Annotated in this window: 21 protein-coding genes; all 21 read left to right on the top strand. The window is 69.7% G+C overall.

Annotation, left to right across the window (positions count from 1 at the left end; genetic code table 11):
* The first annotated feature begins 41 nt into the window (after positions 1-41).
* The 21 genes from J2Y42_RS15520 (at position 42) to dnaE (ending at position 24,379) form a co-directional block, all read left to right on the top strand.
* Positions 42-422, top strand: coding sequence for a DUF3040 domain-containing protein (locus J2Y42_RS15520; RefSeq protein WP_309860276.1), 381 nt, complete (start codon positions 42-44; stop codon positions 420-422).
* Between the two features lie 239 nt (positions 423-661).
* On the top strand, positions 662-1,093 hold the full coding sequence (mraZ, locus tag J2Y42_RS15515; RefSeq protein ID WP_018191374.1) for a division/cell wall cluster transcriptional repressor MraZ: 432 nt from the start codon (positions 662-664) through the stop codon (positions 1,091-1,093).
* A gap of 115 nt (positions 1,094-1,208) precedes the next feature.
* Positions 1,209-2,213 carry a 16S rRNA (cytosine(1402)-N(4))-methyltransferase RsmH gene (rsmH, locus tag J2Y42_RS15510; protein WP_309860274.1) on the top strand — a complete coding sequence of 335 codons (1,005 nt, stop codon included), beginning with the start codon at positions 1,209-1,211 and terminating at the stop codon, positions 2,211-2,213.
* Positions 2,210-2,881, top strand: coding sequence for a hypothetical protein (locus J2Y42_RS15505; RefSeq protein ID WP_309860272.1), 672 nt, complete (start codon positions 2,210-2,212; stop codon positions 2,879-2,881). The genes rsmH and J2Y42_RS15505 overlap by 4 nt, the downstream gene beginning before the upstream one ends.
* Positions 2,882-2,901: 20 nt before the next feature.
* Positions 2,902-4,644 carry a penicillin-binding protein 2 gene (locus J2Y42_RS15500; protein WP_309860270.1) on the top strand — a complete coding sequence of 581 codons (1,743 nt, stop codon included), beginning with the start codon at positions 2,902-2,904 and terminating at the stop codon, positions 4,642-4,644.
* 27 nt (positions 4,645-4,671) lie between these two features.
* The gene (locus tag J2Y42_RS15495) at positions 4,672-6,216 is read left to right on the top strand and encodes a UDP-N-acetylmuramoyl-L-alanyl-D-glutamate--2,6-diaminopimelate ligase (RefSeq protein ID WP_309860269.1); all 1,545 of its coding nucleotides are present in this window, start codon (positions 4,672-4,674) and stop codon (positions 6,214-6,216) included.
* Entirely contained in the window at positions 6,217-7,656 is a 1,440-nt protein-coding gene (murF, locus tag J2Y42_RS15490) for a UDP-N-acetylmuramoyl-tripeptide--D-alanyl-D-alanine ligase (RefSeq protein WP_309860268.1), read from the top strand.
* Positions 7,653-8,768, top strand: coding sequence for a phospho-N-acetylmuramoyl-pentapeptide-transferase (gene mraY, locus J2Y42_RS15485; RefSeq protein ID WP_018191368.1), 1,116 nt, complete (start codon positions 7,653-7,655; stop codon positions 8,766-8,768). Before murF ends, mraY begins: the two co-directional genes overlap by 4 nt.
* Positions 8,765-10,345, top strand: a complete 1,581-nt coding sequence (murD, locus tag J2Y42_RS15480) for a UDP-N-acetylmuramoyl-L-alanine--D-glutamate ligase (RefSeq protein ID WP_309860267.1) — start codon at positions 8,765-8,767, stop codon at positions 10,343-10,345. Before mraY ends, murD begins: the two co-directional genes overlap by 4 nt.
* Entirely contained in the window at positions 10,308-11,594 is a 1,287-nt protein-coding gene (gene ftsW / locus J2Y42_RS15475) for a putative lipid II flippase FtsW (RefSeq protein WP_309860266.1), read from the top strand. The genes murD and ftsW overlap by 38 nt, the downstream gene beginning before the upstream one ends.
* Positions 11,591-12,658 (top strand): UDP-N-acetylglucosamine--N-acetylmuramyl-(pentapeptide) pyrophosphoryl-undecaprenol N-acetylglucosamine transferase, encoded by a 1,068-nt coding sequence (locus J2Y42_RS15470; RefSeq protein WP_309860265.1) that lies wholly within the window; start codon positions 11,591-11,593, stop codon positions 12,656-12,658. Before ftsW ends, J2Y42_RS15470 begins: the two co-directional genes overlap by 4 nt.
* Positions 12,659-12,825: 167 nt before the next feature.
* Positions 12,826-14,253 carry a UDP-N-acetylmuramate--L-alanine ligase gene (murC, locus tag J2Y42_RS15465; protein WP_309860263.1) on the top strand — a complete coding sequence of 476 codons (1,428 nt, stop codon included), beginning with the start codon at positions 12,826-12,828 and terminating at the stop codon, positions 14,251-14,253.
* An 11-nt stretch (positions 14,254-14,264) separates the two neighbouring features.
* Complete coding sequence (locus J2Y42_RS15460) at positions 14,265-15,305, top strand: FtsQ-type POTRA domain-containing protein (RefSeq protein ID WP_309860262.1); 1,041 nt, start codon at positions 14,265-14,267, stop codon at positions 15,303-15,305.
* Between the two features lie 142 nt (positions 15,306-15,447).
* A complete protein-coding gene (ftsZ, locus tag J2Y42_RS15455; RefSeq protein ID WP_309860260.1) occupies positions 15,448-16,629 on the top strand; it encodes a cell division protein FtsZ in 1,182 nt (393 codons plus the stop codon).
* Positions 16,595-17,308 (top strand): YggS family pyridoxal phosphate-dependent enzyme, encoded by a 714-nt coding sequence (locus J2Y42_RS15450; RefSeq protein ID WP_309860258.1) that lies wholly within the window; start codon positions 16,595-16,597, stop codon positions 17,306-17,308. Before ftsZ ends, J2Y42_RS15450 begins: the two co-directional genes overlap by 35 nt.
* Positions 17,309-17,372: 64 nt before the next feature.
* Positions 17,373-17,900 (top strand): cell division protein SepF, encoded by a 528-nt coding sequence (locus J2Y42_RS15445; protein WP_018191360.1) that lies wholly within the window; start codon positions 17,373-17,375, stop codon positions 17,898-17,900.
* A 102-nt stretch (positions 17,901-18,002) separates the two neighbouring features.
* Positions 18,003-18,299 carry a YggT family protein gene (locus J2Y42_RS15440; protein ID WP_309860255.1) on the top strand — a complete coding sequence of 99 codons (297 nt, stop codon included), beginning with the start codon at positions 18,003-18,005 and terminating at the stop codon, positions 18,297-18,299.
* Positions 18,300-18,447: 148 nt separating this feature from the next.
* A complete protein-coding gene (locus J2Y42_RS15435; RefSeq protein WP_309860253.1) occupies positions 18,448-19,290 on the top strand; it encodes a DivIVA domain-containing protein in 843 nt (280 codons plus the stop codon).
* A gap of 31 nt (positions 19,291-19,321) precedes the next feature.
* Complete coding sequence (gene lspA / locus J2Y42_RS15430) at positions 19,322-19,918, top strand: signal peptidase II (protein WP_309860251.1); 597 nt, start codon at positions 19,322-19,324, stop codon at positions 19,916-19,918.
* Complete coding sequence (locus J2Y42_RS15425; protein ID WP_309860249.1) at positions 19,919-20,839, top strand: RluA family pseudouridine synthase; 921 nt, start codon at positions 19,919-19,921, stop codon at positions 20,837-20,839. It begins immediately after the preceding gene.
* A 24-nt stretch (positions 20,840-20,863) separates the two neighbouring features.
* Complete coding sequence (gene dnaE, locus J2Y42_RS15420; RefSeq protein WP_309860247.1) at positions 20,864-24,379, top strand: DNA polymerase III subunit alpha; 3,516 nt, start codon at positions 20,864-20,866, stop codon at positions 24,377-24,379.
* Positions 24,380-24,394 lie beyond the last annotated feature (15 nt).

Here is a 24,394-nt window from a genome sequence, read left to right as displayed (position 1 = left end):
CTCACTGAAGCCTCGAACCCGCGAGAAAGAGGGGGAATCGGATGCCGCTTTCGGAACATGAGCAGCGCCTCCTCGAAGAGATGGAACGCAGTCTCTATCAGAACGACGCAGACTTCGTCGCGAAGGTCGGGGGCAAGCGGGCACGTCCCGCCTACCGGTCGATCGTGCTCGGCATCCTGCTCGCCGTCGTCGGCGTCGGCGTGCTGATCGCCGGCGTCTACTACCAGCAGCCGATCGTCGGCGTCCTGGGCTTCGTGGTGATGTTCGCGGGTGTCCTCGTGGCCATCGCGCCGGGCAAGCGCGTCGCGGTCGAGCCGGGCGCCGCCGAGCCGAAGAAGGCGAAGGCGCGTGGCGGTCAGACGGGCTTCATGGACCGCATGAACGACCGCTGGGACAAGCGCAACGACGGCGGCGAGGGCTAACCCTCCACTCCGCTCCACCCGTTCTTCGACGAAGGGCCGATCTTCTGATCGGCCCTTTTCTGTTGCTCCTGGGACTCCCCATGCGCTCCACTTTCCTCCACCAGCTACTTCCGCGTGTTTTCGGGCTTCGGCGTACCCATTTCGGGGCAATCTGTCCTCAATGCGAGATTTTGTGGATGGAAGTGGAGTAAAGTGGAGCCACACCGCAACCTGGGCCAGGAGAGTGGGGGTGGCAGCCGATGTTCCTCGGTACGCACGCCCCCAAGCTGGACGAGAAGGGGCGCATCATCCTGCCGGCAAAATTCCGGGATGAGCTCGCGTCCGGCCTCGTCCTCACCCGCGGCCAGGAGCACTGCGTCTACGTCTTCTCGCAGCGCGAGTTCGAATCGCTCCACGAGAAGATCCGCCAGGCGCCGGTGACGAGCAAGCAGGCCCGTGACTACCTGCGCGTCTTCCTCTCGGGGGCGAGCGCAGAGGTCCCGGACAAGCAGAACCGGGTGACCATCCCGTCCGCGCTCCGCTCGTATGCGGGACTCGATCGCGACCTGGTCGTGATCGGCGCGGGCAGCCGCGCGGAGATCTGGGACGCCCAGGCCTGGGAGACCTACCTGGCCGAACAGGAAGCAGCATTCGCGAACACGGAGGAGGAGGTGATCCCGGGACTCTTCTGAGCCCGCGTCCCTGGCGCCGGACTCCCAGCCATACGCCCTGACACCACTTCCCCGGTGCCAGGTCGGAATGGATGGGGATCCGGAATCAGGGGCAGGCGGCCCGTCCCGATCGACCATGACCGACTCCGAAGACACCTCCCGCATCCACACTCCGGTCCTCCTGGAGCGCTGCATCGAGCTGCTCGGCCCCGCGCTGACGCGGCCCGGCGCCGTCTTCGTCGATGCGACGCTCGGGATGGGCGGCCACTCCGCCGGCATCCTCGAGCGATTTCCCGACGTCACCCTGGTCGGGCTCGACCGCGACCCCGAGGCCCTGGCGATCGCGGGGGAGCGCCTGGAGCGTTTCGGTAACCGCGTGCACCTCGTCCACACGGTGTACGACGGCATCCGCGAGGCCATCGAGGGGCTCGGCTTCGACGCGGTCGACGGCGTGCTGTTCGACCTCGGCGTCTCCTCCCTCCAGCTCGACCGGGTGGAGCGGGGCTTCTCCTACTCGAAGGACGCGCCGCTCGACATGCGGATGGACGGCACGAGCGAGCTCACCGCCGCGACCGTCCTCGCGGAGTACTCCGAGTCCGACCTCCGGCGCATCTTCCGCGAGTACGGCGAAGAGAAGCTGGCGGGGCGCTACGCCTCCCGGATCGTGGAGTCGCGCGAGCGCGAGCCGCTCGTTCGCTCCGGCCAGCTGGTCGACCTGATCATCAAGGCGACGCCGGTGGCCCTGCAGCGGCAGGGGCATCCCGCCAAACGCGTCTTCCAGGCCCTGCGCATCGAGGTCAACCAGGAGCTGGCGGTGCTGCAGCGGGCGATCCCCGCGGCCATCGACGCGCTGTCGGTGGGCGGCCGGATCGTCGTGGAGGCGTATCAGTCGCTCGAGGACCGCATCGTGAAGCGCGAGCTGCAGGCCCGCTCCACGTCGAGTGCTCCCGCAGGGCTGCCCGTCGAACTTCCCGAGCACCGGCCGGAGCTGAAGCTCCTCATCCGCGGTGCGGAGCTGGCCGACGACGACGAGAAGGCCGCCAACCCGAGGGCCACCCCGGTGCGCCTGCGGGCGGCCGAGCGGGTGCGCCCGGCGAGTGGCGCATCCACCAGCAAGGACGAGACGAGGAGGCGTTCGTGAGCGGCAATCTGGCAGAGGCGGCCCCGGTCATCGGGCGCAGGCCGACAGCGGCACGGCGTCCGGCGGCGCTGTGGCGCGGCGGCGCCCTCCCCGCACCGGTGGAGGAGCCGAAGCGGACGCACCTCGAGGTCGTCCCGACCCGGTCGCAGCGGCGGGCACGTCCGCGGGCCCTGTACGCGGGGATCGCGGTCGCCACGCTGCTGGCGGTCGTCGTTGCGCAGCTCCTCCTCAGCATCGGGATCTCGCAGGGCGCCTACCAGCTGCAGACGCTGGAGTCGAAGCAGACCGAGCTCCAGCGTTCGTATCAGGCGGTGTCGCAGGACCTCAACCGGGTCGCCTCGCCGCAGAACCTCGCCGCCAACGCCAACGCGCTCGGAATGGTCAGCAACAGCAACCCCGCGTACCTGCGCCTGTCCGACGGAGCGGTGCTGGGCGCGCCGCTCCCGGCGAGCGGGGCGGCGGGCACGGTCACCGGCACGCAGGGCAATCTCGTGCCGAACTCGCTGCTCGCGGGCGTCTCCCTGGTGACGCAGCCGCAGCAGACGGCGAATCCGTCCACAGCGGCGGGGCAGGCTGGGAATTCCACAACTTCGGGTGGGGCTACCGGCTCCGGTGCCACGCCGACCGTACCGTTGCAGGGAGCGTTGCCGACTCCGGTGACGCACTGACGACGGGACGGATGCGGGGCATGGTCAGCAAGAAGATGCTGCGGCGGCGGACCGCCGTGACGGTCCTCGCCGTCGCGGCGACCGTCGGCATCCTGGGCGCCAAGCTGGTCGACATCCAGGTGGTCCGGGCGGATGCGCTGCAGCGGCAGTCGGTGACCGCCAAAGAGGTGTCGACGCCGCTGCTGGGCAACCGCGGCGACATCATCGACACCGACGGCACGGTGCTGGCCACCACGATCTACACGTACACGGCAGCGGCCTCGCCGAAGGATGCGATCGCCGGCGGGCGGGCGAAGATGGTCGAAGCCGCCGCGAAGATCGGTGCGATCACCGGCCAGGGCGGCGATGCGGTCGTCGCGCTCCTCGATGCGGCCCTCAAAGAGAATCCGAAGTCGCAGTACGTCCTCATCAAGGCCGGTATGGATGTCGGGACGTTCGACAAGCTCGACAAGCTCCCGTACCCGTGGCTCACCTTCACCAAGAAGCAGGCGCGCAGCTACCCGAACGGCGCCGTCGCCGGCAACCTGCTCGGCTACCTCTCGCAGGGCGGCGACGCGGGGCTGGAGGCCAGCGAGAACGGCTGTCTGGCAGGGGAGAACGGCGAGGAGACCTACCAGCGCGGGGCCGACGGCGTCGCCATCCCCGGCAGTACCGTCGTGCAGAAGCAGGCGAAGGACGGCGGCACGCTCAAGCTGACCATCGACTCGGACCTCCAGTGGTTCGCGCAGCAGACCCTGGCGCAGCAGGTCGCCGCGACCGGGTCCAAGTTCGGCTTCGTGACCGTGGCGGAGGCGAAGACCGGCAAGATCAAGGCGATCGCGCAGGTGCCGTCGCTCGACCCCAACAACATCGATGCGACGGATCCGTCGTTCTGGCGGCTCCAGCCGCTCACCGACCCGCGGGAGCCCGGCTCGACCTTCAAGGCGCTGACGGCCGCGATGCTCATCGACCAGGGCAAGGCGACGCCGACCTCGCAGGTGCTCGCCCCGTACTCCTGGCAGTCCGGCAACGGGGCCGACCTGCACGACTCGGGATTCCACGCACCGCTCCGGCTCACCCTGACCGGCGTGCTCATGATGTCGTCGAACACCGGCATGTCGCAGCTGGGCCGCGCGCTCAGCGACCAGACGCGGTACGACTACCTGAAGAAGTTCGGGATCGGCGATCCGACCGGTCTGCCGTACCCCGACGAGTCCGCCGGCGAGCTCCACCCGGTCAAGGACTGGGACGACCAGACCAAGTACGCGACGATGTTCGGCCAGGGCGTCTCGGCGACCCAGCTGCAGATGGTCGGGGCGTACCAGGCGCTCGCCAACGGCGGCACCCGCATCCCGCTGTCGCTGGTCGAGGGATGCGAGCACCCGGACGGCTCGGTCACGGACATCCCGAACAGCAAGCCGACGCCGGTCGTCTCCGCCCAGGCGGCGGCCACGACGCTCGGGATGATGGAGTCCGTCGTCACCGACGGCGAGCTCAAGAAGCAGCTGCAGATCCCCGGGTACCGCATCGCCGCGAAGACCGGAACGGCCCAGCAGCCGGACGGCAAAGGCGGGTACCTGCCGTCGTACTACGTGTCGGTCATGGGCGTCGCGCCGGTGGACGATCCGCAGTACGTCGTTTCGGTCAACCTCGGGTTCCCGACTACCATTACTTCGTCGGCAGCCGCCGCTCCGCTGTTCCACACGATCATGAGTCAGGTGCTGAAGACCTACCGGGTGAAGCCCTCCACGTCGAGCCCGGCGGACTATCCGCCCTACTACTAGAAACAGCGTCAACGGAAAGTGAGCCACGTGACAGGACCGGCGCCCTCTTCACTGCGCCCCGAGCATCCCGTCGCCCGCCCGCTCGCCCAGCTGGTAGCGGAGTTCGGGCTGGAATGCCGCGGCGACCTCGACGGGGTCGAGGTGACCGGTGCGGCTCTCGCGAGCTCCGCCGTCGAACCCGGTGACCTCTACGTCGGCGTACCCGGCCGCAACGCCCACGGCGCGACGTACGCGACCGCCGCGGCGGAGGCGGGAGCCGTCGCCGTGCTCACCGACGAGGAGGGTGCGGCCCTCGCGGCCGAGTCCGGCCTCCCGGTCATCGTCACGCCGGAGCCCCGGGCCGCGCTCGGCGCCGTCTCCGCCTGGATCTACCGCACCGACGAGAATTCGGCGACGCTGTTCGGCGTCACCGGCACCAACGGCAAGACCAGCGTCGTGTACCTGCTCAATGCCATCCTCGGGCAGCTCGGGGTCGTCTCCGGCCTCAGCTCGACGGCGGAGCGCCGCATCGGCGACACGGCGATCACGAGCAAGCTGACCACTCCCGAGGCGAGCGAGCTGCACGCGCTGCTGGCCCGGATGCGCGAGGAGGGCGTCCGCGCCGTCGCCATCGAGGTGTCGGCGCAGGCACTGACCCGCCACCGCGTCGACGGGATCGTGTTCGACGTCGTCGGCTTCACCAACCTCAGCCATGACCACCTCGACGACTACGCCGCGATGGACGACTACTTCGCGGCGAAGCTCGAGCTCTTCCAGCCCGACCGCGCCCGCCGCGGGGTCGTCACGGTCGACTCAGACTGGGGCCGCGCCCTGGTCGAGCAGTCGCGCATCCCGGTCGCCACGCTCTCCAGCTCGCCCGGGGCCGAATCCGAGTGGCTGCTCACCGTGCTCGAGGAGACGCTCACCCGCACCTCGTTCGCCCTCGAAGGCCCGGACGGACGCCGGCTGGAGACCAGCATCCCGCTGCTCGGCGCCTACAACGCGGCGAACGCGGCGCTCGCCATCGTCATGCTGGTCGAGTCGGGCTACGACCTCGACGCGATCGGAGCGGCACTGGAGCGCGACGGCGGGATCGACGCGTACATCCCGGGCCGCGCCGAGCGACTGTCGGGCGATCGCGGTCCCGTCGTCTTCATCGACTACGGCCACAGCCCCGATGCGTTCCTCTCGACCCTGAGCGCGCTGCGCAAGGTGACCGATGGCCGCATCGTCATGGTGTTCGGCGCCGACGGCGACCGCGACACCACGAAGCGCACCGACATGGGCGCCATCGCCGCCCGCGGGTCGGACGCCGTGGTCATCACCGACTTCCATCCGCGCTGGGAGGACCCGGCGAGCATTCGCGCCGCCCTCCTCGAGGGAGCGCGCAGCGCGGTCCCCGACCTCGAGCTGTACGAGGTGCCCGATCCGCGCGCCGCGTTCCGCACCGCGCTGTCCCTGGCGGACGAGGGCGATGTCGTCCTGTACGCCGGCCCCGGCCACGAGGACTACCAGGAGGTCGCCGGCCAGCGTCTGCCGTACTCGGCCCGTGACGACGTGCGCCTCGCGCTGCGAGAGGCCGGGTGGCTGTAGATGATCGCCCTCACCCTGGCCGAGATCGCCGAGGCCACCCGCGGCACCCTGCTGCTCGACGGCACCCACGTCTCCCCGGAGACGGTCGTCTCCGGGCTGTCCACGACCGACTCGCGCGAGGTCGTGCCCGGCAGCATCTTCTTCGCGAAGCCGGGGGAGGTGACCGACGGCCACCTCTTCGCCCCGCAGGCGGTCGAGGCGGGCGCCGCGCTCGTCGTCGTCGACCATCCACTCGAGCTGCCCGTCCCGCAGCTGCTGGTTGAGGACACCGTGGTCGCCCTCGGCGACCTCGCCACCGAGGTCATCGCCCGGGTCCGGGCGCTCGGACTGCTCAAGATCGTCGGCATCACCGGGTCCAACGGCAAGACCACGACGAAGAACCTGCTCCGCGCCGTGCTCGAGCAGGTCGGACCGACGATCGCGCCGCGCGCCTCCTTCAACAACGAGGTCGGCGCACCCGTGACCATGCTCCAGGTGACCGAGGAGACGCAGTTCCTCGTCGCCGAGATGGGCGCGAGCGGAATCGGCGAGATCGCCCGCCTGGTGCGCATGGCGCGCCCGGACGTCGGAGTCGTCCTCAAGGTCGGCCTCGCGCACGCCGGCGAGTTCGGCGGCATCGAGAAGACCCTGCAGGCGAAGACCGAGATGGTCACCGACCTGCTGGAGTCGGACGTCGCCGTGCTGAACATGGACGATCCGCGCGTCGCCACGATGTCGGATAAGACCGTCGCCCGCGTGCTCTGGTTCGGCCTGGACGAGCGCGCCGACGTGCGCGCGACCGACGTCGTCTCCGACCGGCGGGGCACGTCGTTCACGCTTCACCTCCCGCCGCGCAACGGGACCGACGGTCCCGGCTCCGAGGCGCAGTCGCGCCCGGTGCGGTTCCAGGTGCTCGGCGAGCACCACGTCATGAACGCCCTGGCCGCCGCGGCGTCCGCGTACGTGCTCGACGTCGACATCGACACCATCGTCTCCGCCCTCCAGACCGTGAAGACGGCCGAGCGGTGGCGGATGGAGGTCATGGGCGGCAGCGACGTGACGATCATCAACGACGCCTACAACGCGAGCCCGGACTCCATGGCCGCAGCGCTCAAGACCCTCGCGCAGATCGCCGAACCGGACGGCCGCACCATCGCCGTCCTGGGTGAGATGAGCGAGCTGGGGGAGGTCTCCGGTGAGGAGCACGACCGCATCGGTCTGCTCGCCGTCCGGCTCGGCATCGACCAGCTGGTGATCGTCGGACCGGCGGCGCGCCGGATGCACATCTCGGCGATCAACGAGGGCTCCTGGGACGGCGAATCCCTGTACTTCGACACGCAGGACGCCGCGTTCGAGCACCTGCGAGGTGCCCTGCGCCCGGGTGACACGGTCCTCGTGAAGTCCTCCAACTCGGCCGGGCTGCGCATCCTGGGCGACCGGCTAGGAGAATCGTTCTCGTGAGAGCCCTGCTGACATCCGGTGCGCTGTCGATGGCGTTCACGCTCTTCCTGACCCCGCTCTTCATCCGGCTCTTCCGCCGGCTGCAGTGGGGACAGTTCATCCGCGACGACGGACCGCAGAGCCACCACGCCAAGCGCGGCACCGCGACCATGGGCGGCATCGTCGTCATCCTCGGCACGCTGTTCGGCTACTTCACGGCCCTCCTGCTGACGGGCGACGAGACGAGCGTCTCTGCGCTCCTCGTGCTGTTCCTCATGGTCGGTCTGGGCGTGGTCGGGTTCATCGACGACTTCCTGAAGACCCGGCGCGAGCGCAGCCTCGGGCTCACCGGCTGGGCCAAGGTGGCCGGCCAGGTCATCGTCGCGACCGTCTGGGCGTTCCTCGCGATCCGCTTCCCGAACGGCAACGGCTACACGCCCGCGACGATGACGGTGTCCTTCATCCGCGACCTGCCGGCGATCGACTTCGGCGAGATCACCCGGTACGGCGCCATCGGCGTGATCGTCGGCTACGGCCTCTACCTGATCTGGATCAACTTCCTGGTCGCGGCGACCTCGAACGGCGTGAACGTCACGGACGGCCTCGACGGGCTCGCCTCCGGCGCGTCCATCCTCGCGATCGGCGCCTACATCATCATCGGCTTCTGGCAGTCGATCCAGTCGTGCGCGAGCATCAACCTGAACCCCGAGAACGTCGCGAAATGCTACGACGTGCGCGATCCGTTCGACCTCGCGATCGTCGCGACAGCGATCGTCGGCGCGGTCGTCGGCTTCCTCTGGTGGAACACCTCGCCCGCACAGATCTTCCTCGGCGACACCGGCTCGCTGGCGCTCGGCGGCGCGGTCGCGGCCCTCGCCATCCTGAGCCGCACCGAGCTGCTGCTCATCCTCATCGGCGGCATCTTCGTCATCGAGGCCGGGTCGGTGATCGTGCAGCGGGCGTACTTCAAGCTCACGCACGGCAAACGCATCTTCCTGATGAGCCCGATCCATCATCACTTCGAGCTGAAGGGATGGGCGGAGGTGACGGTCGTCGTGCGGTTCTGGATCATCGGCGGACTGCTCGTCGCCGCCGGCGTCGGGTCCTTCTACCTGGAGTGGCTGGCGACGTGACCGATTCCGACGACACCGCCCGCGCGGGCGACGCCCTGGCGGAGCGCCTGGCCGCTCTGACCAGCTGGCACCACGACTGGAGCGGCCTGCGGGTTGCGGTGTACGGCCTGGGCGTCACCGGCTTCTCGGTCGCGGACACGCTCGCCGAGCTGGGTGCCGACGTGCTGGTCGTCGCGGCGAAGGCCGACGACGAGCGGCGGATGCTGCTGGAGGTCATCGGCGCCGAGCTCCTCGAGGAGCCCGACCTCACCGCGCCGCCGGAGCGTCTCGTCGCGTTCGACCCCCAACTGGTCATCGCGTCGCCGGGCTTCCACTGGGATCACCCCCTGCTGCTGTGGGCGGAGGAGCGCGGCACGGCCGTGTGGGGCGACATCGAGCTCGCCTGGCGTCTGCGCGACAAGGTCGCCCGTCCCGACGGAGCCGAGGGCCCTGCCGACTGGATCTGCGTCACCGGCACCAACGGCAAGACGACCACCGTGCAGCTCACGGCGACGATGATCCTCGCCGGAGGCAACCGCGTCGCACCGTGCGGCAACATCGGCGTCCCGGTCCTCGACGCCATCCGCGATCCCGAGGGATTCGACGTGCTCGTGGTCGAGCTCTCCAGCTACCAGCTGCACTGGGTCAACCGGAACGCGGGCGGCGAGCTGTCGCCGTTCTCGGCGGCGTGCCTCAACATCGCCGACGACCACCTCGACTGGCACGGGTCGCTCGAGGCGTACATCGCCGCCAAAGCGAAGGTGTACGACAACACCCGCGTCGCCTGCGTCTACAACAAGGCCGACGAGAACACCCTGCACATGGTGGAGGAGGCGGAGGTCACCGAGGGCGCACGCGCCATCGGCTTCGGCCTCGGCGTGCCCGGCCCGAGCGACTTCGGGATCGTGGACGGCATCCTCTGCGACCGCGCCTTCCTCGACGACCGTGCGAACGCGGCGCTCGAGCTGACCACTCTCGACGAACTGCAGGAGGCCGGGCTCTCGGCGCCGCACGTCGTCGCGAACATCCTCGCCGCCAGCGCGCTCGCGCGGTCGTACGGGGTCGCTCCGCAGGTCATCCGCGACGTCCTGACGGCCTTCCGGCTCGATGCCCACCGCATCGAGCTGGTGCGCGTCCAGGCCGGAGTGAACTGGGTGGACGACTCCAAGGCGACGAACCCGCACGCGGCCGACGCCTCCCTCCGCGCCTACCCGTCGGTGGTGTGGCTGGTCGGCGGCCTGCTCAAGGGCGTCGACGTGGATGCGCTGGTCGGCCGGCACGTCGGGCGCCTTCGCGGCGCGGTGCTGATCGGCGTCGACCGGGAGCCGCTCCTCGCCGCATTCCGACGACACGCGCCGGACCTTCCGGTGCTGGAGGTCGTCGCCGACGAGACTGAAGAGGTCATGCCGACGGCGGTTCGGCTGGCCGGTGATCTCGCGCACGAAGGAGACACCGTGCTGCTCGCTCCGGCGGCGGCATCGATGGACCAGTTCGCCGACTACGCAGAACGAGGCCGCCGCTTCCAGTCGGCCGTGAACGAGTACTTGGGAGGTGAGGCGGATGACGAGTCCGCCCCGCGTCCCGACGCGCAGGACTGAGCGCCCGACCGCCGCAGGCCAGAACGCCGCCCAGCCGGCGTCGCGCCCCAGCGCCGCCGCACGCATCGGCGCGCTGACCACGCGCATCCAGCTGGGCCGGGGGATGACCTCCGAGTCGGCCAACTACTTCCTCCTGCTCGGCATCACGCTGTTCATGGTCGTCTTCGGCCTCGTGATGGTGCTGTCCTCCTCGTCGGTCGAGGCCCACAACGACGACGACAACTTCTTCTCCCGCTTCTGGTCGCAGGGCGCGTACACGCTGGTCGGCCTCCCGCTGATGTTCCTCGTTTCCCGCATCCCGCGCGGGTTCTGGAAGAAGACGATCTGGTTCTTCCTCGGCGCCGCCTGCTTCCTGCAGCTGCTCGTGCTGCTCACTCCGCTGGGCGTCGAGATCGGCGGCAACCGCAACTGGCTGCGCATCGGCTCGGTCACGGCGCAGCCGTCGGAGGCGATCAAGCTCGCTCTCGTCGTCTGGCTGGGCGTCGTCCTCGCACGCAAACGGGATGTGCTCGACCAGTGGAAGCACGTCGCCGTCCCGGTCGTCCCCATCGCGGGAGGCGCGGTCGCGCTCGTGCTGCTCGGCGGCGACCTGGGCACGACCATGATCATGGCGGCGCTCATCCTCGGCGCCCTCTACTTCGCCGGCGTGCGCCTCCGCTACCTCCTCACCGGTGTCGTCGCCGTCGGCGCCCTCGCGGTCGTGGTCGCGCTGTCGAGCGCGAGCCGTGTCGGCCGCATCGCCGCCTACTTCGGCGGGACGAGCGTCGCGAACCCGGACGTGGACTGGCAGATCAAGAACGGCTTCTACGCGCTGGCCTCGGGCGGCGTCTTCGGTGTCGGGCTCGGAAACTCCCACTCCAAGTGGTCGTGGCTGCCGGCAGCGGACACCGACTTCATCTTCGCGATCATCGGCGAGGAGCTCGGTCTCATCGGCGCGGTGGTCGTGCTCCTGCTCTTCGTGATGCTCGCGGTCGTCTTCCTGCGCATCATCCACGCGTCGACCGACCCGTTCGCGCGGGTGACGACGGCGGCGATCATGGTGTGGCTGATCGGCCAGGCGTTCGTCAACATCGCCGTGGTGCTGGGGGTGATCCCGGTGCTCGGCGTCCCGCTCCCACTGATCTCTGCGGGAGGGACTGCGATGATCAGTTCCATGATCGCCATCGGAATCGTGCTGTCGTTCGCGCGGCAGTCGCACCGTGACTCCCTGGCCGCCTCCGAGACCGGTTCGGCGGGCCGCCGGGCATGACGCGGTACCTTCTCGCCGGCGGGGGCACCGCCGGCCACGTGAACCCCCTGCTCGCCGTCGCCGATCGTCTGCGCCGTGACCAACCGGATGCCGAGGTGCTGGTGCTCGGGACGAAGGAGGGACTCGAAGCGCGTCTGGTCCCGCAGCGCGGCTACGAGCTCGCGACCATCCCGAAGCTCCCGTTCCCGCGCCGCCCGAACGCGGCCGCGCTGCGCTTCCCGGGCGAGTACCGGCGCAGCATCGCGACCGTCCGCGCCCTGATCCGCGACCGCGGGATCGACGCCGTCGTCGGCTTCGGCGGCTATGCCGCGGCCCCGGCCTACTCGGCGGCCCGACGCGAGGGCGTCCCGCTCGTCCTGCACGAGGCGAACGCGCGGCCGGGTCTCGCGAACCGGCTCGGCGCCCGCTACACACCCTGGGTCGGCGCGGCGTTCGAGGGCACGCCACTGCCGCATCCCACCTTCGTCGGCATGCCGCTGCGGGTGGAGATCGAGGAGCTGGATGCGGCCGCCGCGCGCCCGCAGGCCGCGGCCGAGTTCGGGCTCGACCCCGAACGTCCGACGCTGCTCGTCACGGGCGGCTCCCTCGGCGCGCGCCGGATCAACCAGACCGTCTTCGCGCGCGCCGCCGAGCTGACGGCCGCCGGCTGGCAGGTGCTGCACATCCAGGGCGGCCGCGGTGAACTGACGGACCCCGGAATCGAGCACTACCGCCTGCTGGACTACTGCGACCGCATGGATCTCGCCTTCGCGCTGACCGACGTCGCGGTCGCGCGCGCGGGCGCCGCGACGGTGTGCGAGTTCGCCGCGCTGGGCATCCCGGCGGTGTACGTCCCCTTCCCGATCGGCAACGGCGAGCAGCGGTTCAACGCGGCCGGCGTCGTCGAGGCGGGCGGCGGCGTGCTCGTCGACGACGCGGCCTTCACCCCGGACTGGGTGGACGGCGAGCTGCTTCCGCTGCTGTCCGACCGCGCCCGCGTGGCCGAGATGGCGCGCCGGGCCGCGTCGGTCGGGGTCCGCGACGGCTCCGACCGGATGGTCGCCCTCATCCGCTCGGCCCTCTGACACGGCTGTGGGTCGCGCGGCTGTGGGTCGCAACACGCCGTTCCGGCGTGAGCATAACGGCGTGTTGCGACCCACAGACCGCTCGGTGAGCCTCGGGCCGATCCGCAGGGTCGCCGCGTAGCCTCATACTGGATGGAGTCCCTCTCGCGTAACCGAAAGCTGTACCTGTGACGATCAAGCCCGACCTGACCCTCGCCCTCCCGGAGGAGCTCGGAAAGCTCCACTTCGTCGGCATCGGCGGTTCCGGGATGAGCGGCATCGCCCGCCTGTTCCTCGAGGCCGGCTACACCGTGACCGGATCGGACGTGCGGCACTCCGCGAACATCGACACCCTGCGGAACCTCGGTGCGACGATCGCCATCGGCCACGACGCCGCGAACGTCGGCGACGCCGACACGCTGGTCGTCACCGGCGCCCTCTGGCAGGACAACCCGGAGTACCAGCTGGCACTCGAGAAGGGCCTGCCGGTGCTGCACCGGTCGCAGGCGCTCGCCTGGCTGATCAACCGTTCGCGGCTGGTCGCCGTGGCCGGCGCGCACGGCAAGACGACCTCCACCGGCATGATCATCACCGGGCTGCTGGGCCTCGGCGAGGACCCGAGCTTCGTGAACGGCGGCGTCATCGCCTCCCTCGGCACGAGCTCGAAGACCGGTACCGGCGAGCTCTTCGTGGTGGAGGCGGACGAGTCGGACGGCTCGTTCCTGCTCTACGACACGGCCGTCGCCCTGATCACCAACGTCGACCCCGACCACCTCGACCACTACGGATCGCTGGAGGCGTTCGAGGACGCCTTCGTGTCGTTCGCCCGCGAGGCGGACGAGTTCGTCGTCGTCTCGTCCGACGACGCGGGAGCCGTGCACGTGACCGGCCGACTGCGCGAGCAGGCGCCCGACAAGCGGATCGTCACGTTCGGTGAGGCGGAGGACGCGGACGTCCGCGTCCACTCCATCGTGACCGACGGCCCGGTGTCGTTCACCCTGCGCTACCAGGGCGAGGACTACTCCGCACGGCTGCGCGTGCCCGGGCGGCACAACGCCATCAACGCCGGCGGCGCCTTCGCCGTGCTGACCGGCCTCGGATTCGACCCGGCCGCCTCCCTCGCCGCCATCGCCGAGTTCGGCGGCACCGAGCGCCGCTTCGAGCTGCACGGCACGGTGGGAGGCGTCAGCGTCTACGACGACTACGCCCACCACCCGACCGAGGTCGCCGCCGCGCTCTCCGCCGCCCGCACGGTCGTCGGAGACGGGCGCATCATCGCGGTCCACCAGCCGCACCTGTACAGCCGGACGCGTCTGTTCGCCCAGGAGTTCGCCGAGACGCTCGAGCGCTACGCCGACGAGACCGTCGTGCTCGACGTGTACGGAGCGCGCGAAGACCCGGAGCCCGGCGTGACGGGAGCGCTCGTCGCCGATCGCTTCGAGCATCCCGAGCGCGTGGCCTTCATCGCCGACTGGCAGCAGGCCGCCGACCACACCGCTCAGATCGCCCGGGAGGGCGACTTCGTGATCACCCTCGGCTGCGGCGACGTCTACCGCATCGTGCCCCAGCTGCTCGACTCGCTGCGCCGGGAGCACCCGGACGCCGCCGGCGTGTAGCGGGCCGCTCGGTGAAGCGTCCCCAGGGTTTCGACCGGCAGGAGGTGCCGGCGTCCGCGCCCGCTCCGCTGCGGCACGAGCCGGAGGCGCGCGACGAGCAGCGGCGGGAGGCTGCGCCCGCGCGCGGCGTCGGCACGGTGACCGAACCCATCCCGGTGATCGCCGATCCATCTGCCGCACAGGCCGCACCGGCGGCGCCGCCCGCCGAAGCCGAACCGGTCCGCACTCCGCGCACCGAAACCTCGACGGACACGTCCCCGTACTCCCGGCTCCCCACCAACCGGGAGATCGACAAGGCGCTGCGGGCGGCCCGCCGCGAGCGCAAACGGCTCGAGCGCGGCGAGGTGCGCCGCTTCACCAAGCGGTCGCGACGCCGTCGCATCATGTGGCTGGCCGCGGCCGCCGTCGTGGCGGGGCTCGTGCTCTCCGTCGCGCTCATCGCGTACTCGCCGCTGCTCGCGCTGAAGCACATCCAGGTGACCGGCACCTCCCGCCTGGACGCGAAGGCCGTCGAGAAGAAGCTCTCGGACCAGTTGGGCACCCCGCTGCCGCTGCTCGACCAGGCGGGCATCTCGAGCGACCTGGCCGCGTTCCCGCTCATCCGCAGCTACACGGTGGAGAGCCACCCGCCCGACTCGATCATCGTGCGCGTGGTGGAGCGGCAGCCGGTCGGCGTCATCCAGCGGGGGGCCGCGTACACGCTGGTGGACGCCGCGAAGGTGCCGATCTCGAGCAGCGAGAAGCGGCCGGACGGCTACCCGCTGATCGCGGCGAGCGGCGGGGCGGCCGACGTGGATGCCGACTCCGGGTTCGCCGCGGCGGCCAGCGTGCTGAGCGCCCTCCCGGCGGACGTGCTGGCGCAGGTCGACACCATCGCCGCCAAGACGAAGGACGACGTGAGCTTCACCCTCCGGGGCAACGGTGCGACCGTGGTCTGGGGGAGCGCGGAGGACTCGTCGCTGAAGGCGGCGGACCTGGGCGCGCTGCTGAAGAGCGCGCCGGGATCGTCGCGGTACGACGTCTCCTCGCCCCACAGTGTGACGACGGGATGACCGGGTTGGGCACGACTTTTCCGACACGCCTGACCGGATACCGGGGCGGCGGCCCGGCCCACCTAACGTCGGATCGAGAATTGCATACTCAGCAAGACTTTAAGCCTCAGCTAGAGGTTGAAGGTTCCAGTGGAGGCCGGACGTGACAGCACAACAGAACTACCTCGCCGTGATCAAGGTCGTCGGCATCGGCGGAGGCGGCGTCAACGCCGTCAACCGCATGATCGAGCTCGGCCTCCGCGGCGTCGAGTTCATCGCCATCAACACGGACGCCCAGGCGCTGCTGATGAGCGACGCCGACGTCAAGCTCGACGTCGGCCGTGAGATCACGCGCGGCCTCGGCGCCGGAGCGGACCCCGAGGTCGGCCGTCGCGCCGCCGAGGACCACGCGGAGGAGATCGAGGAGGCCCTCGCGGGCGCTGACATGGTCTTCGTCACCGCGGGCGAGGGCGGCGGCACCGGAACCGGTGGCGCACCCGTCGTCGCGCGCATCGCGAAGTCGATCGGCGCACTGACCATCGGTGTCGTCACCAAGCCGTTCTCCTTCGAAGGCAAGCGCCGCCAGCAGCAGGCCGAGGCCGGCGTGCAGCGCCTGAAGGAAGAGGTCGACACCCTCATCGTCGTGCCGAACGACCGGCTGCTGGAGATCAGCGACCGCGGCATCAGCATGCTGGAGGCGTTCTCCACCGCCGACCAGGTGCTCCTCGCCGGTGTCCAGGGCATCACCGATCTCATCACGACCCCCGGCCTCATCAACCTCGACTTCGCTGACGTCAAGTCGGTCATGCAGGGAGCCGGCTCCGCCCTCATGGGCATCGGCTCCTCGCGCGGCGCCGACCGGGCGATCAAGGCGGCGGAGCTGGCGGTGGCCTCCCCGCTGCTGGAGGCGTCCATCGACGGCGCCCACGGCGTCCTGCTCTCCATCCAGGGTGGATCGAACCTCGGCATCTTCGAGATCAACGACGCCGCCCGACTGGTGCAGGAGGCGGTGCACCCGGAGGCGAACATCATCTTCGGCGCGGTCATCGACGACACCCTCGGCGACGAGGTGCGCGTGACCGTGATCGCGGCCGGATTCGACGGCGGCGAGCCGAGCACACGGCCCGCCGCGGTGGATGCGCGCCGCGCCAGCTACATCGAGGCCGGCTCCGAGGAGTCGCAGGTGGCCTCCTCCGCCGAGGTGGAGGCGGGCGAGATCCCCGCGCCCGTGACCAACGACGCCTGGCACACCGGCGAGAGCCCCGTGACCGAGGCCGCCCAGCAGAAGGACCCGGCGTTCGACGACGAGAATGACGACCTCGACATCCCCGACTTCCTCAAGTAGTCCGCTGGCCGAGCGGCTCGCCGCGGTCCGGGAGGGCGTCGCCGACGCCGCCCGGGCCGCCGGCCGTTCGCCCGACGAGCTGACGACCATCGTCGTGACGAAGTTCCACCCTGCCTCGCTCGTCCGCGAGCTGGCCGAGCTCGGCGTCCGCGACGTGGGGGAGAACCGCCACCAGGAGGCGCAGGAGAAGGCGGCGGAGCTCGCCGACCTCGACCTCACGTGGCATTTCGTCGGCCAGCTGCAGAGCAAGAAGGCGCGGCAGGCGCGGCGCTACGCGTCCGTCATCCACTCGGTCGACCGGTTCTCGCTCGTCGACGCCCTCGCCGCGCGCGAGGGCGAGGGCGACCGCGATGTGGATGTGTTCGTCCAGCTGAACCTCACCGACGACCCCGCGCGCGGCGGTGTCGCCGACCGCGACCTCGAACCGCTGGTGGAGCACGTGCTCGCAGCGCCCGGGCTGAACCTGCTCGGCGTCATGGCCGTCGCCCCGCTCGGCGAGGCGCCCGCCAGTGCCTTCGAGCGTGTCCGTGCCGCCTCCGACCGCGTCCGTGCGCTCGCGCCGGAGGCCACGTCGATCTCCGCGGGGATGTCGCAGGACTACCGCGAAGCCATCGCGGCCGGCGCGACACACCTTCGGATCGGGACCGCCATTACCGGGAATCGGCCGGAGCTTCGTTAATCTCGAAACGAAGAGTTCGAAGTGCGTGGCGAGGCGTCGACGCGCAGGTCTGTACGGAGGAACCATGGCCAACCCGCTGAAGAAGACGATGGTCTACCTGGGCCTCGCCGACGAGGAACTGGAGTTCGAGGAGCAGCCGCAGGAGCAGGCTCATCACCAGCCGCGCCGCGAAGCACCGGTCCACACCCCGGCCCCGTCGCCGGTCCAGGCCGTCCCCCACCCCGCTCCGGTCGCTCCCGCGGCCGGTCGCGCTCCGGTCACGCCGCTGCGCAAGTCGTCCACCGCACGGAATGCATCGGTACAGGAAATGAACGAGATCCTCACGGTCCACCCCCGCCAGTACCGCGACGCCCAGGCGATCGCCGAGTCCTTCCGGGAGGGCATCCCGGTCATCATCAACCTCTCGCAGATGAGCGAGGGCGACGCCCGCCGCCTCATCGACTTCGCCAGCGGCCTCTCGCAGGGCCTCTACGGCAAGATCGAGCGGGTCACCCCGAAGGTGTTCCTGCTGTCGCCCAGCCACGTCGTCGTCTCGGGCGAGCACGGCGGCCAGGACGCCGAGGTCGACGCCTCCTTCTTCGCCCAGGCCTGAACCTGCGGGCTCCGGCCCGTCGACGCTCCAAGCGCACCGCCTCCCTCGTCGTCCATTGCGGACGCTCAGGGGACGCGGTGCGCTTTCCTCCATACTGGGAGGGTGTTTGTCGTCTCCCTCATCGCGACCGTCCTCTACTATGCGTTGCTGCTCTACTTCTTCGCCCTCTGGGCCCGGTTCGTGCTCGATCTGGTGCGCGTCTTCGCACGCCAGTGGCGCCCGCGCGGTTTCGGTCTGGTGCTCGCAGAGTCGACGTACGTCGTGACCGACCCGCCGATCCGCTTCTTCCGGCGGATCATCCCGCGCGTCTCGATGGGCCCGGTGGCGATCGACTTCGGCTGGAGCCTCACCATGCTCGTGGTGATCATCGGCTTGTACGTGACCCTGGGATTCCGCTGAGCGTCGGTCCACGGTTCGGGGGAGGGCCCGTTGTATCGTTGACGAGCCGACGCGCCGGACAGGCGCTGGAGTGCGCGACTCCCGCCCGCTTTGCTAGCGTTGGCTGAACGCGTTTCTGTTCCAATTTCACGATCTAAGGTGGCTTGCCATGGCGCTGACTCCGGAAGATGTAGTCAACAAGCGGTTCCAGCCGACGAAGTTCCGCGAGGGCTACGACCAGGACGAGGTCGACGACTTCCTCGATGAGGTCGTCGTCGAGCTGCGTCGCCTGAACCAGGAGAACGAGGAGCTCAAGCAGCGCCTCGTGGCGGCCGACTCGCGGATCGCCGAGCTGCAGCGCAGCGCCGGCCAGGGCGGTGCCGCCCCGGTCGCCGCCGCAGCGCCGCAGGCGGCCGACAACGGCGAGGCCGAGCGCCTCCAGCGCGAGAACGAGGAGCTCAAGCAGCGCCTCGCGCAGGCCCAGCAGGAGGCCGCGCAGGCGAAGCAGCAGGCCGAGCAGCAGGCGCAGGCCGCTCCCGCCTACCAGGCGCCCGCGGACGACGCGAACGATCCCAACGCCACCAACAACCTGCTCCAGCTCGCCCGCCGTCTCCACGAGGAGCACGTGCGCGAGGGTGTCGAGAAGCGCGACCAGCTCATCGCCGAGGGTCACGCGACCGCAGCCCGGATCGTCGCAGAGGCAGAGTCGAAGCAGCGCGCGCAGATCAGCGCCCTCGACCAGGAGCGCACCGGCCTCGAGCGCCGCATCGACGAACTGCGGACGTTCGAGCGCGACTACCGCAAGGGCCTCAAGAGCTACATCGAAGGTCAGCTCCGCGACCTCGACGCTCCGGTGCAGGGCGGCGGCGCGCAGCCCGGCGGTGCGTCAGGCAGCCGTTCCGCGGCTCCCGTGAGCGCGAGCGGCTCTGTCCCGGCGCCGGTCCCCGCGGGCGGCTCCGACGACTCCGGCCAGGGGCAGCAGCCCCCGGCGTTCCCCGGCTTTGGAGGCTAGTCCCTCCCGGTCCAAGGTCAGCATCAGGGCCTTGGCGGTCCTGGCGGTGGTCGCGCTGTGCGTGTACCTCGTCGATCAGATCGCCAAGGTCCTGGTCGTCTCGAACCTGTACGAGGGCCAGCAGATCGAGGTCCTGGGGCAACTGCTCCAGTTCCATTTCGTCAAGAACGCCGGCGCGGCCTTCTCCATCGGCAGCGGCTCGACGTGGATCTTCTCCATCGTCGGGGTCGGCGTCCTCGGCTTCGTCATCTGGTACGCCCCGCGCATCCGCTCCACCGCCTGGGCCGTGCTGTTCGGCCTGCTGCTGGGCGGCCTGCTCGGCAACCTGACCGACCGGCTGTTCCGGGAGCCCGGCTTCGGGGTCGGCCATGTGGTCGACTTCCTGCAGATCCCTCTGCTGCCGGCGATCTTCAACCTGGCAGACGTCGCCATCGTGTCGAGCATGGCGTTGTTCCTCATCCTCACCCTCCGCGGGGTCGGCCTCGACGGCCGTCACACCCATGACGATGACGAGGATGAGGCGGATGCGGATGACGTGGACGCGGATGCTGCTGCTGATGCAGACGCAGCGGCCGCCGACACCGCTCGCCCCGCGCCCGAACCACGCGACGACAAACCGCAGGCCTAGATGGAGTCGCGCAGCTTCCCCGTCCCGGACGGCCTGGAGGGCTCGCGGGTCGATGCGGGTCTCGCCAAGCTCCTCGGGTTCTCCCGCAGCTTCGCGGCCGAGATCGCCGAGGCCGGCGGCGTCACCGTCGACGGCCGTGAGGCGGGCAAGTCGGACCGGCTCTCCGCAGGTTCCTGGCTCGAGGTGTCGTGGCAACCGAAGTCCGACGTCGAGATCGTGCCGATCGCCGTCCCCGAGCTGACGATCGTCCACGACGACGACGACATCGTGGTCATCGACAAGCCCGTCGGCGTCGCTGCGCACCCCTCCGTCGGCTGGGAGGGTCCGACCGTGCTCGGCGCCCTGGCCGCCGCGGGTTTCCGCATCTCCACCTCCGGCGCCGCCGAGCGTGCGGGCATCGTCCACCGTCTCGACGCGGGCACCAGCGGGCTCATGGTCGTCGCGAAGTCGGAGCACGCCTACACGGTGCTCAAGCGCGCCTTCCACGACCGCACGGTCGAGAAGATCTACCACGCGGTCGTCCAGGGGCACCCCGACCCGCTGACCGGAACCATCGACGCCCCGATCGGCCGGCATCCCCGCTCCGACTGGAAGTTCGCGGTCGTCGCCGGCGGCAAACCGTCCGTGACGCACTACGAGACCATCGAGGCCTTCCCCTCCGCCAGCCTGCTGGAGATCCACCTCGAGACCGGGCGCACGCACCAGATCCGCGTCCACATGGCCGCGCAGCGGCACCCGTGCGTGGGCGATGCGATGTACGGTGCCGACCCCGTCCTCAGTGCGAAGCTCGGCCTCAGCCGGCAGTGGCTGCACGCCGTCCAGCTCTCCTTCGACCACCCCGCGACGGGGGAGTGGGTCACCTTCACGACGACGTATCCGGCCGACCTGCAACACGCGCTGGACGTCCTCCGAGAGTCGTAGGTCCGACGTAGGCTGGTGTCACTCATGAGCGACTCCTTCGTCCACCTCCACGTCCACAGCGAGTACTCGATGCTCGACGGGGCTGCGCGCGTCAAACCCCTGGTGGAGTCCGCCGCCGCCCAGGGAATGCCCGGCGTCGCGATCACCGACCACGGCAACATGTTCGGCGCGTTCGACTTCTGGCGTACGGCGACCGACGCCGGGATCAAGCCGATCATCGGCACGGAGGCCTACCTCACGCCGGGCACGCACCGCTCCGACAAGACCCGGATCCGGTGGGGCGACGGCGGTGGCGACGACGTCTCCGGATCGGGCGCGTACACGCACATGACCCTCCTGGCAGCGACGACCGAAGGGATGCACAACCTCTTCCGGCTGTCGTCGTACGCCTCGATGGAGGGCTACTACTTCAAGCCGCGCATGGACCGCGAGCTGCTCAGCAAATACTCCAAGGGCATCATCGCGACGACCGGCTGCCCGTCCGGAGAGGTGCAGACCCGCCTGCGGCTGGGGCAGTACGAGGCGGCACGGGCCGCGGCGGCCGACTACCGCGACATCTTCGGCAAGGAGAACTTCTTCGCGGAGATCATGGACCACGGCCTCGGCATCGAGCGCCGGATCATGTCCGACCTCATCCGGCTGGCGAAAGACCTCGGCCTTCCGCTGGTGGCGACCAACGACCTCCACTACACGCACGCGGAAGACGCCAAGAGCCACGCAGCACTGCTCTGCGTGCAGTCCGGCTCGACCCTCGACGACCCGAACCGCTTCAAGTTCGACGCCGACGAGTTCTACCTGAAGACCCCGGAGCAGATGCGACAGCTGTTCCGCGACTACCCGGACGCCTGCGACAACACGCTCGCGATCGCCGAGCGGTGCGACGTGAAGTTCGACACCGCCGCCAACTACATGCCGCGCTTCCCGGTGCCCGAGGGCGAGACCGAGCAGACCTGGTTCGTCAAGGAGGTCGAGAAGGGCCTCGAGCAGCGCTACCCGAACGGCATCACGCCGGAGGTGCGCAAGCAGGCGGACTACGAGATCGGCGTGATCTCGCAGATGGGCTTCCCGGGCTACTTCCTCGTCGTCGCCGACTTCATCAACTGGTCGAAGCGCAACGGCATCCGCGTCGGCCCCGGCCGTGGCTCCGGCGCCGGCTCGATGGCCGCGTACGCGATGCGGATCACCGACCTCGACCCGCTGCAGCACGGTCTCATCTTCGAGCGCTTCCTCAACCCCGACCGCGTCTCCATGCCCGACTTCGACGTCGACTTCGACGACCGTCGCCGCGGCGAGGTCATCAAGTACGTGACCGAGAAGTACGGCTCGGAGCGCGTCGCCCAGATCGTCACCTACGGCACGATCAAGGCCAAGCAGGCGCTCAAGGACTCCGGGCGCGTCCTCGGCTTCCCCTTCTCGATGGGCGAGAAGCTCACGAAGGCGATGCCCCCGCCCGTCATGGGCAAGGACATCCCGCTGACCGGGATCTTCGACAAGAACCACCCGCGCTACAAGGAGGCCGTCGACATCCGGGCGGTCGTCGAGACCGACCCCGAGGCGAAGACCGTCTTCGACACGGCGCTCGGGCTCGAGAACCTGAAGCGCCAGTGGGGCGTGCACGCCGCCGGCGTGATCATGTCGTCCGACCCGCTGATCGACGTCATCCCGATCATGAAGCGGGAGCAGGACGGCCAGATCGTCACGCAGTTCGACTATCCGGCCTGCGAGTCGCTCGGCCTGATCAAGATGGACTTCCTGGGGCTCCGCAACCTCACCATCATCAACGACGCCCTCGACAACATCCGCGACAACCGCGGAGAAGAGCTGGTGCTCGAAGACCTGGAGCTCGACGACCGGCCCGCCTACGAACTGCTGTCGCGCGGTGACACGCTGGGCGTGTTCCAGCTCGACGGCGGCCCCATGCGGTCCCTCCTGCGCCTGATGAAGCCGGACAACTTCGAGGACATCTCGGCACTCATCGCGCTGTACCGGCCGGGTCCGATGGGCGCCAACTCGCACACCAACTACGCGCTCCGCAAGAACGGGCAGCAGGCGATCACGCCCATCCACCCGGAGCTCGCCGAGCCGCTCGCCGACATCCTCTCGACCAGCTACGGCCTCATCATCTACCAGGAGCAGGTGATGGCGATCGCGCAGAAGGTCGCCGGCTTCTCGCTCGGTCAAGCAGACATCCTGCGCCGCGCGATGGGCAAGAAGAAGAAGTCGGAGCTGGATAAGCAGTTCGAGGGCTTCTCACAGGGCATGCAGGCCAACGGCTACTCGATGGACGCCGTCAACAAGCTCTGGGAGATCCTGCTCCCGTTCTCCGACTACGCGTTCAACAAAGCGCACTCGGCCGCGTACGGGGTCATCTCGTACTGGACCGCGTACCTCAAAGCGCACTACCCGGCGGAGTACATGGCCGCGCTGCTCACCAGCGTCGGCGACTCCAAGGACAAGATGGCGCTGTACCTCAACGAGTGCCGTCGCATGGGCATCAAGGTGCTCCCGCCGGACGTCAACGAGTCGAACCTCTACTTCGCCGCCGTCGGCCAGGACATCCGCTTCGGCATGGGGGCGGTCCGCAACGTCGGCGCCAACGTCGTCGAGGGCGTCCGCGAGGCACGCGAGAGCAAGGGCCGCTTCGAGTCGTTCCACGACTTCCTGAACAAGGTGCCCATCCACGCCGCGAACAAGCGCACGGTGGAGTCGCTGATCAAGGCGGGTGCGTTCGACTCGCTCGGCCACACCCGCCGCGCGCTCGTCGAAGTGCACGAGGATGCGGTCGAGTCGGCCGTGAAGATCAAGCGCAACGAGGCCAACGGCGACGTCGGGTTCGACTTCGACAGCCTGTGGGGCGAGGACGAGGTGTCGCAGACGCAGCACCACATCCCGCAGCGGCCGGAGTGGGCCAAACGCGACAAGCTCGCGTTCGAGCGCGAAATGCTCGGGCTGTACGTCTCCGATCATCCCCTCGCCGGGCTCGAACTGCAGCTGGCGAAGCTCGCCAGCACGGGGATCGCCGAACTCGTGGCGTCGGAGAACATCCAGGACGGCGAGACGGTGACGATCGCGGGCCTCGTGACGAGCGTGCAGCACCGCGTGGCGAAGGCGTCGGGCAACCAGTACGGCATGATCCAGGTCGAGGACTTCGGCGGCGAGCTGACCGTGATGTTCATGGGCAAGGCGTACCAGGAGTACTCGGCCCAGCTGCAGGGAGACGCGATCGTCGTCGTCCGCGGCCGGGTAAGCCTGCGCGACGACGGGATGAACCTGCACGCGTTCTCGCTGATGACGCCCGACCTCGGGCAGGCGAACGACTCCGGTCCGCTCGTCATCACGATGCCCGATCAGCGCGCGACGACCGACACCGTCATGTCGCTGAGCGAGGTGCTCGCGCGGCATCCGGGCGAGAGCGAGGTGCGGCTGCGGCTGGTGAAGGGGCAGGTCGCGCGCGTATTCGAGGTGCCGAAGCCGGTGACGGTGAGCGCGGACCTCTACGGCGAGCTGAAGGGTCTGCTCGGCCCGCACTGCCTGGTCTGACCGGGGTCCGGAGGG

Source organism: Leifsonia sp. 1010 (assembly GCF_031455295.1).
In the GTDB taxonomy this organism is placed as follows: Bacteria; Actinomycetota; Actinomycetes; order Actinomycetales; family Microbacteriaceae; genus Leifsonia.
The sequence above is the reverse complement of the archived record's forward strand: the minus strand, read 5'-3'. Positions and strand labels throughout refer to the sequence as shown.

Excerpts from the sequence above, each read along its gene's own strand:
- J2Y42_RS15445 (WP_018191360.1), top strand. The coding sequence starts at position 17,373 with ATGGCCAACCCGCTGAAGAAGACGATGGTCTACCTGGGCCTCGCCGAC.
- mraZ (WP_018191374.1), top strand. The coding sequence starts at position 662 with ATGTTCCTCGGTACGCACGCCCCCAAGCTGGACGAGAAGGGGCGCATC.
- J2Y42_RS15470 (WP_309860265.1), top strand. The coding sequence starts at position 11,591 with ATGACGCGGTACCTTCTCGCCGGCGGGGGCACCGCCGGCCACGTGAAC.
- rsmH (WP_309860274.1), top strand. The coding sequence starts at position 1,209 with ATGACCGACTCCGAAGACACCTCCCGCATCCACACTCCGGTCCTCCTG.
- dnaE (WP_309860247.1), top strand. The coding sequence starts at position 20,864 with ATGAGCGACTCCTTCGTCCACCTCCACGTCCACAGCGAGTACTCGATG.
- ftsW (WP_309860266.1), top strand. The coding sequence starts at position 10,308 with ATGACGAGTCCGCCCCGCGTCCCGACGCGCAGGACTGAGCGCCCGACC.
- J2Y42_RS15425 (WP_309860249.1), top strand. The coding sequence starts at position 19,919 with ATGGAGTCGCGCAGCTTCCCCGTCCCGGACGGCCTGGAGGGCTCGCGG.
- J2Y42_RS15450 (WP_309860258.1), top strand. The coding sequence starts at position 16,595 with ATGACGACCTCGACATCCCCGACTTCCTCAAGTAGTCCGCTGGCCGAG.
- murF (WP_309860268.1), top strand. The coding sequence starts at position 6,217 with ATGATCGCCCTCACCCTGGCCGAGATCGCCGAGGCCACCCGCGGCACC.
- J2Y42_RS15520 (WP_309860276.1), top strand. The coding sequence starts at position 42 with ATGCCGCTTTCGGAACATGAGCAGCGCCTCCTCGAAGAGATGGAACGC.
- J2Y42_RS15500 (WP_309860270.1), top strand. The coding sequence starts at position 2,902 with ATGGTCAGCAAGAAGATGCTGCGGCGGCGGACCGCCGTGACGGTCCTC.
- J2Y42_RS15435 (WP_309860253.1), top strand. The coding sequence starts at position 18,448 with ATGGCGCTGACTCCGGAAGATGTAGTCAACAAGCGGTTCCAGCCGACG.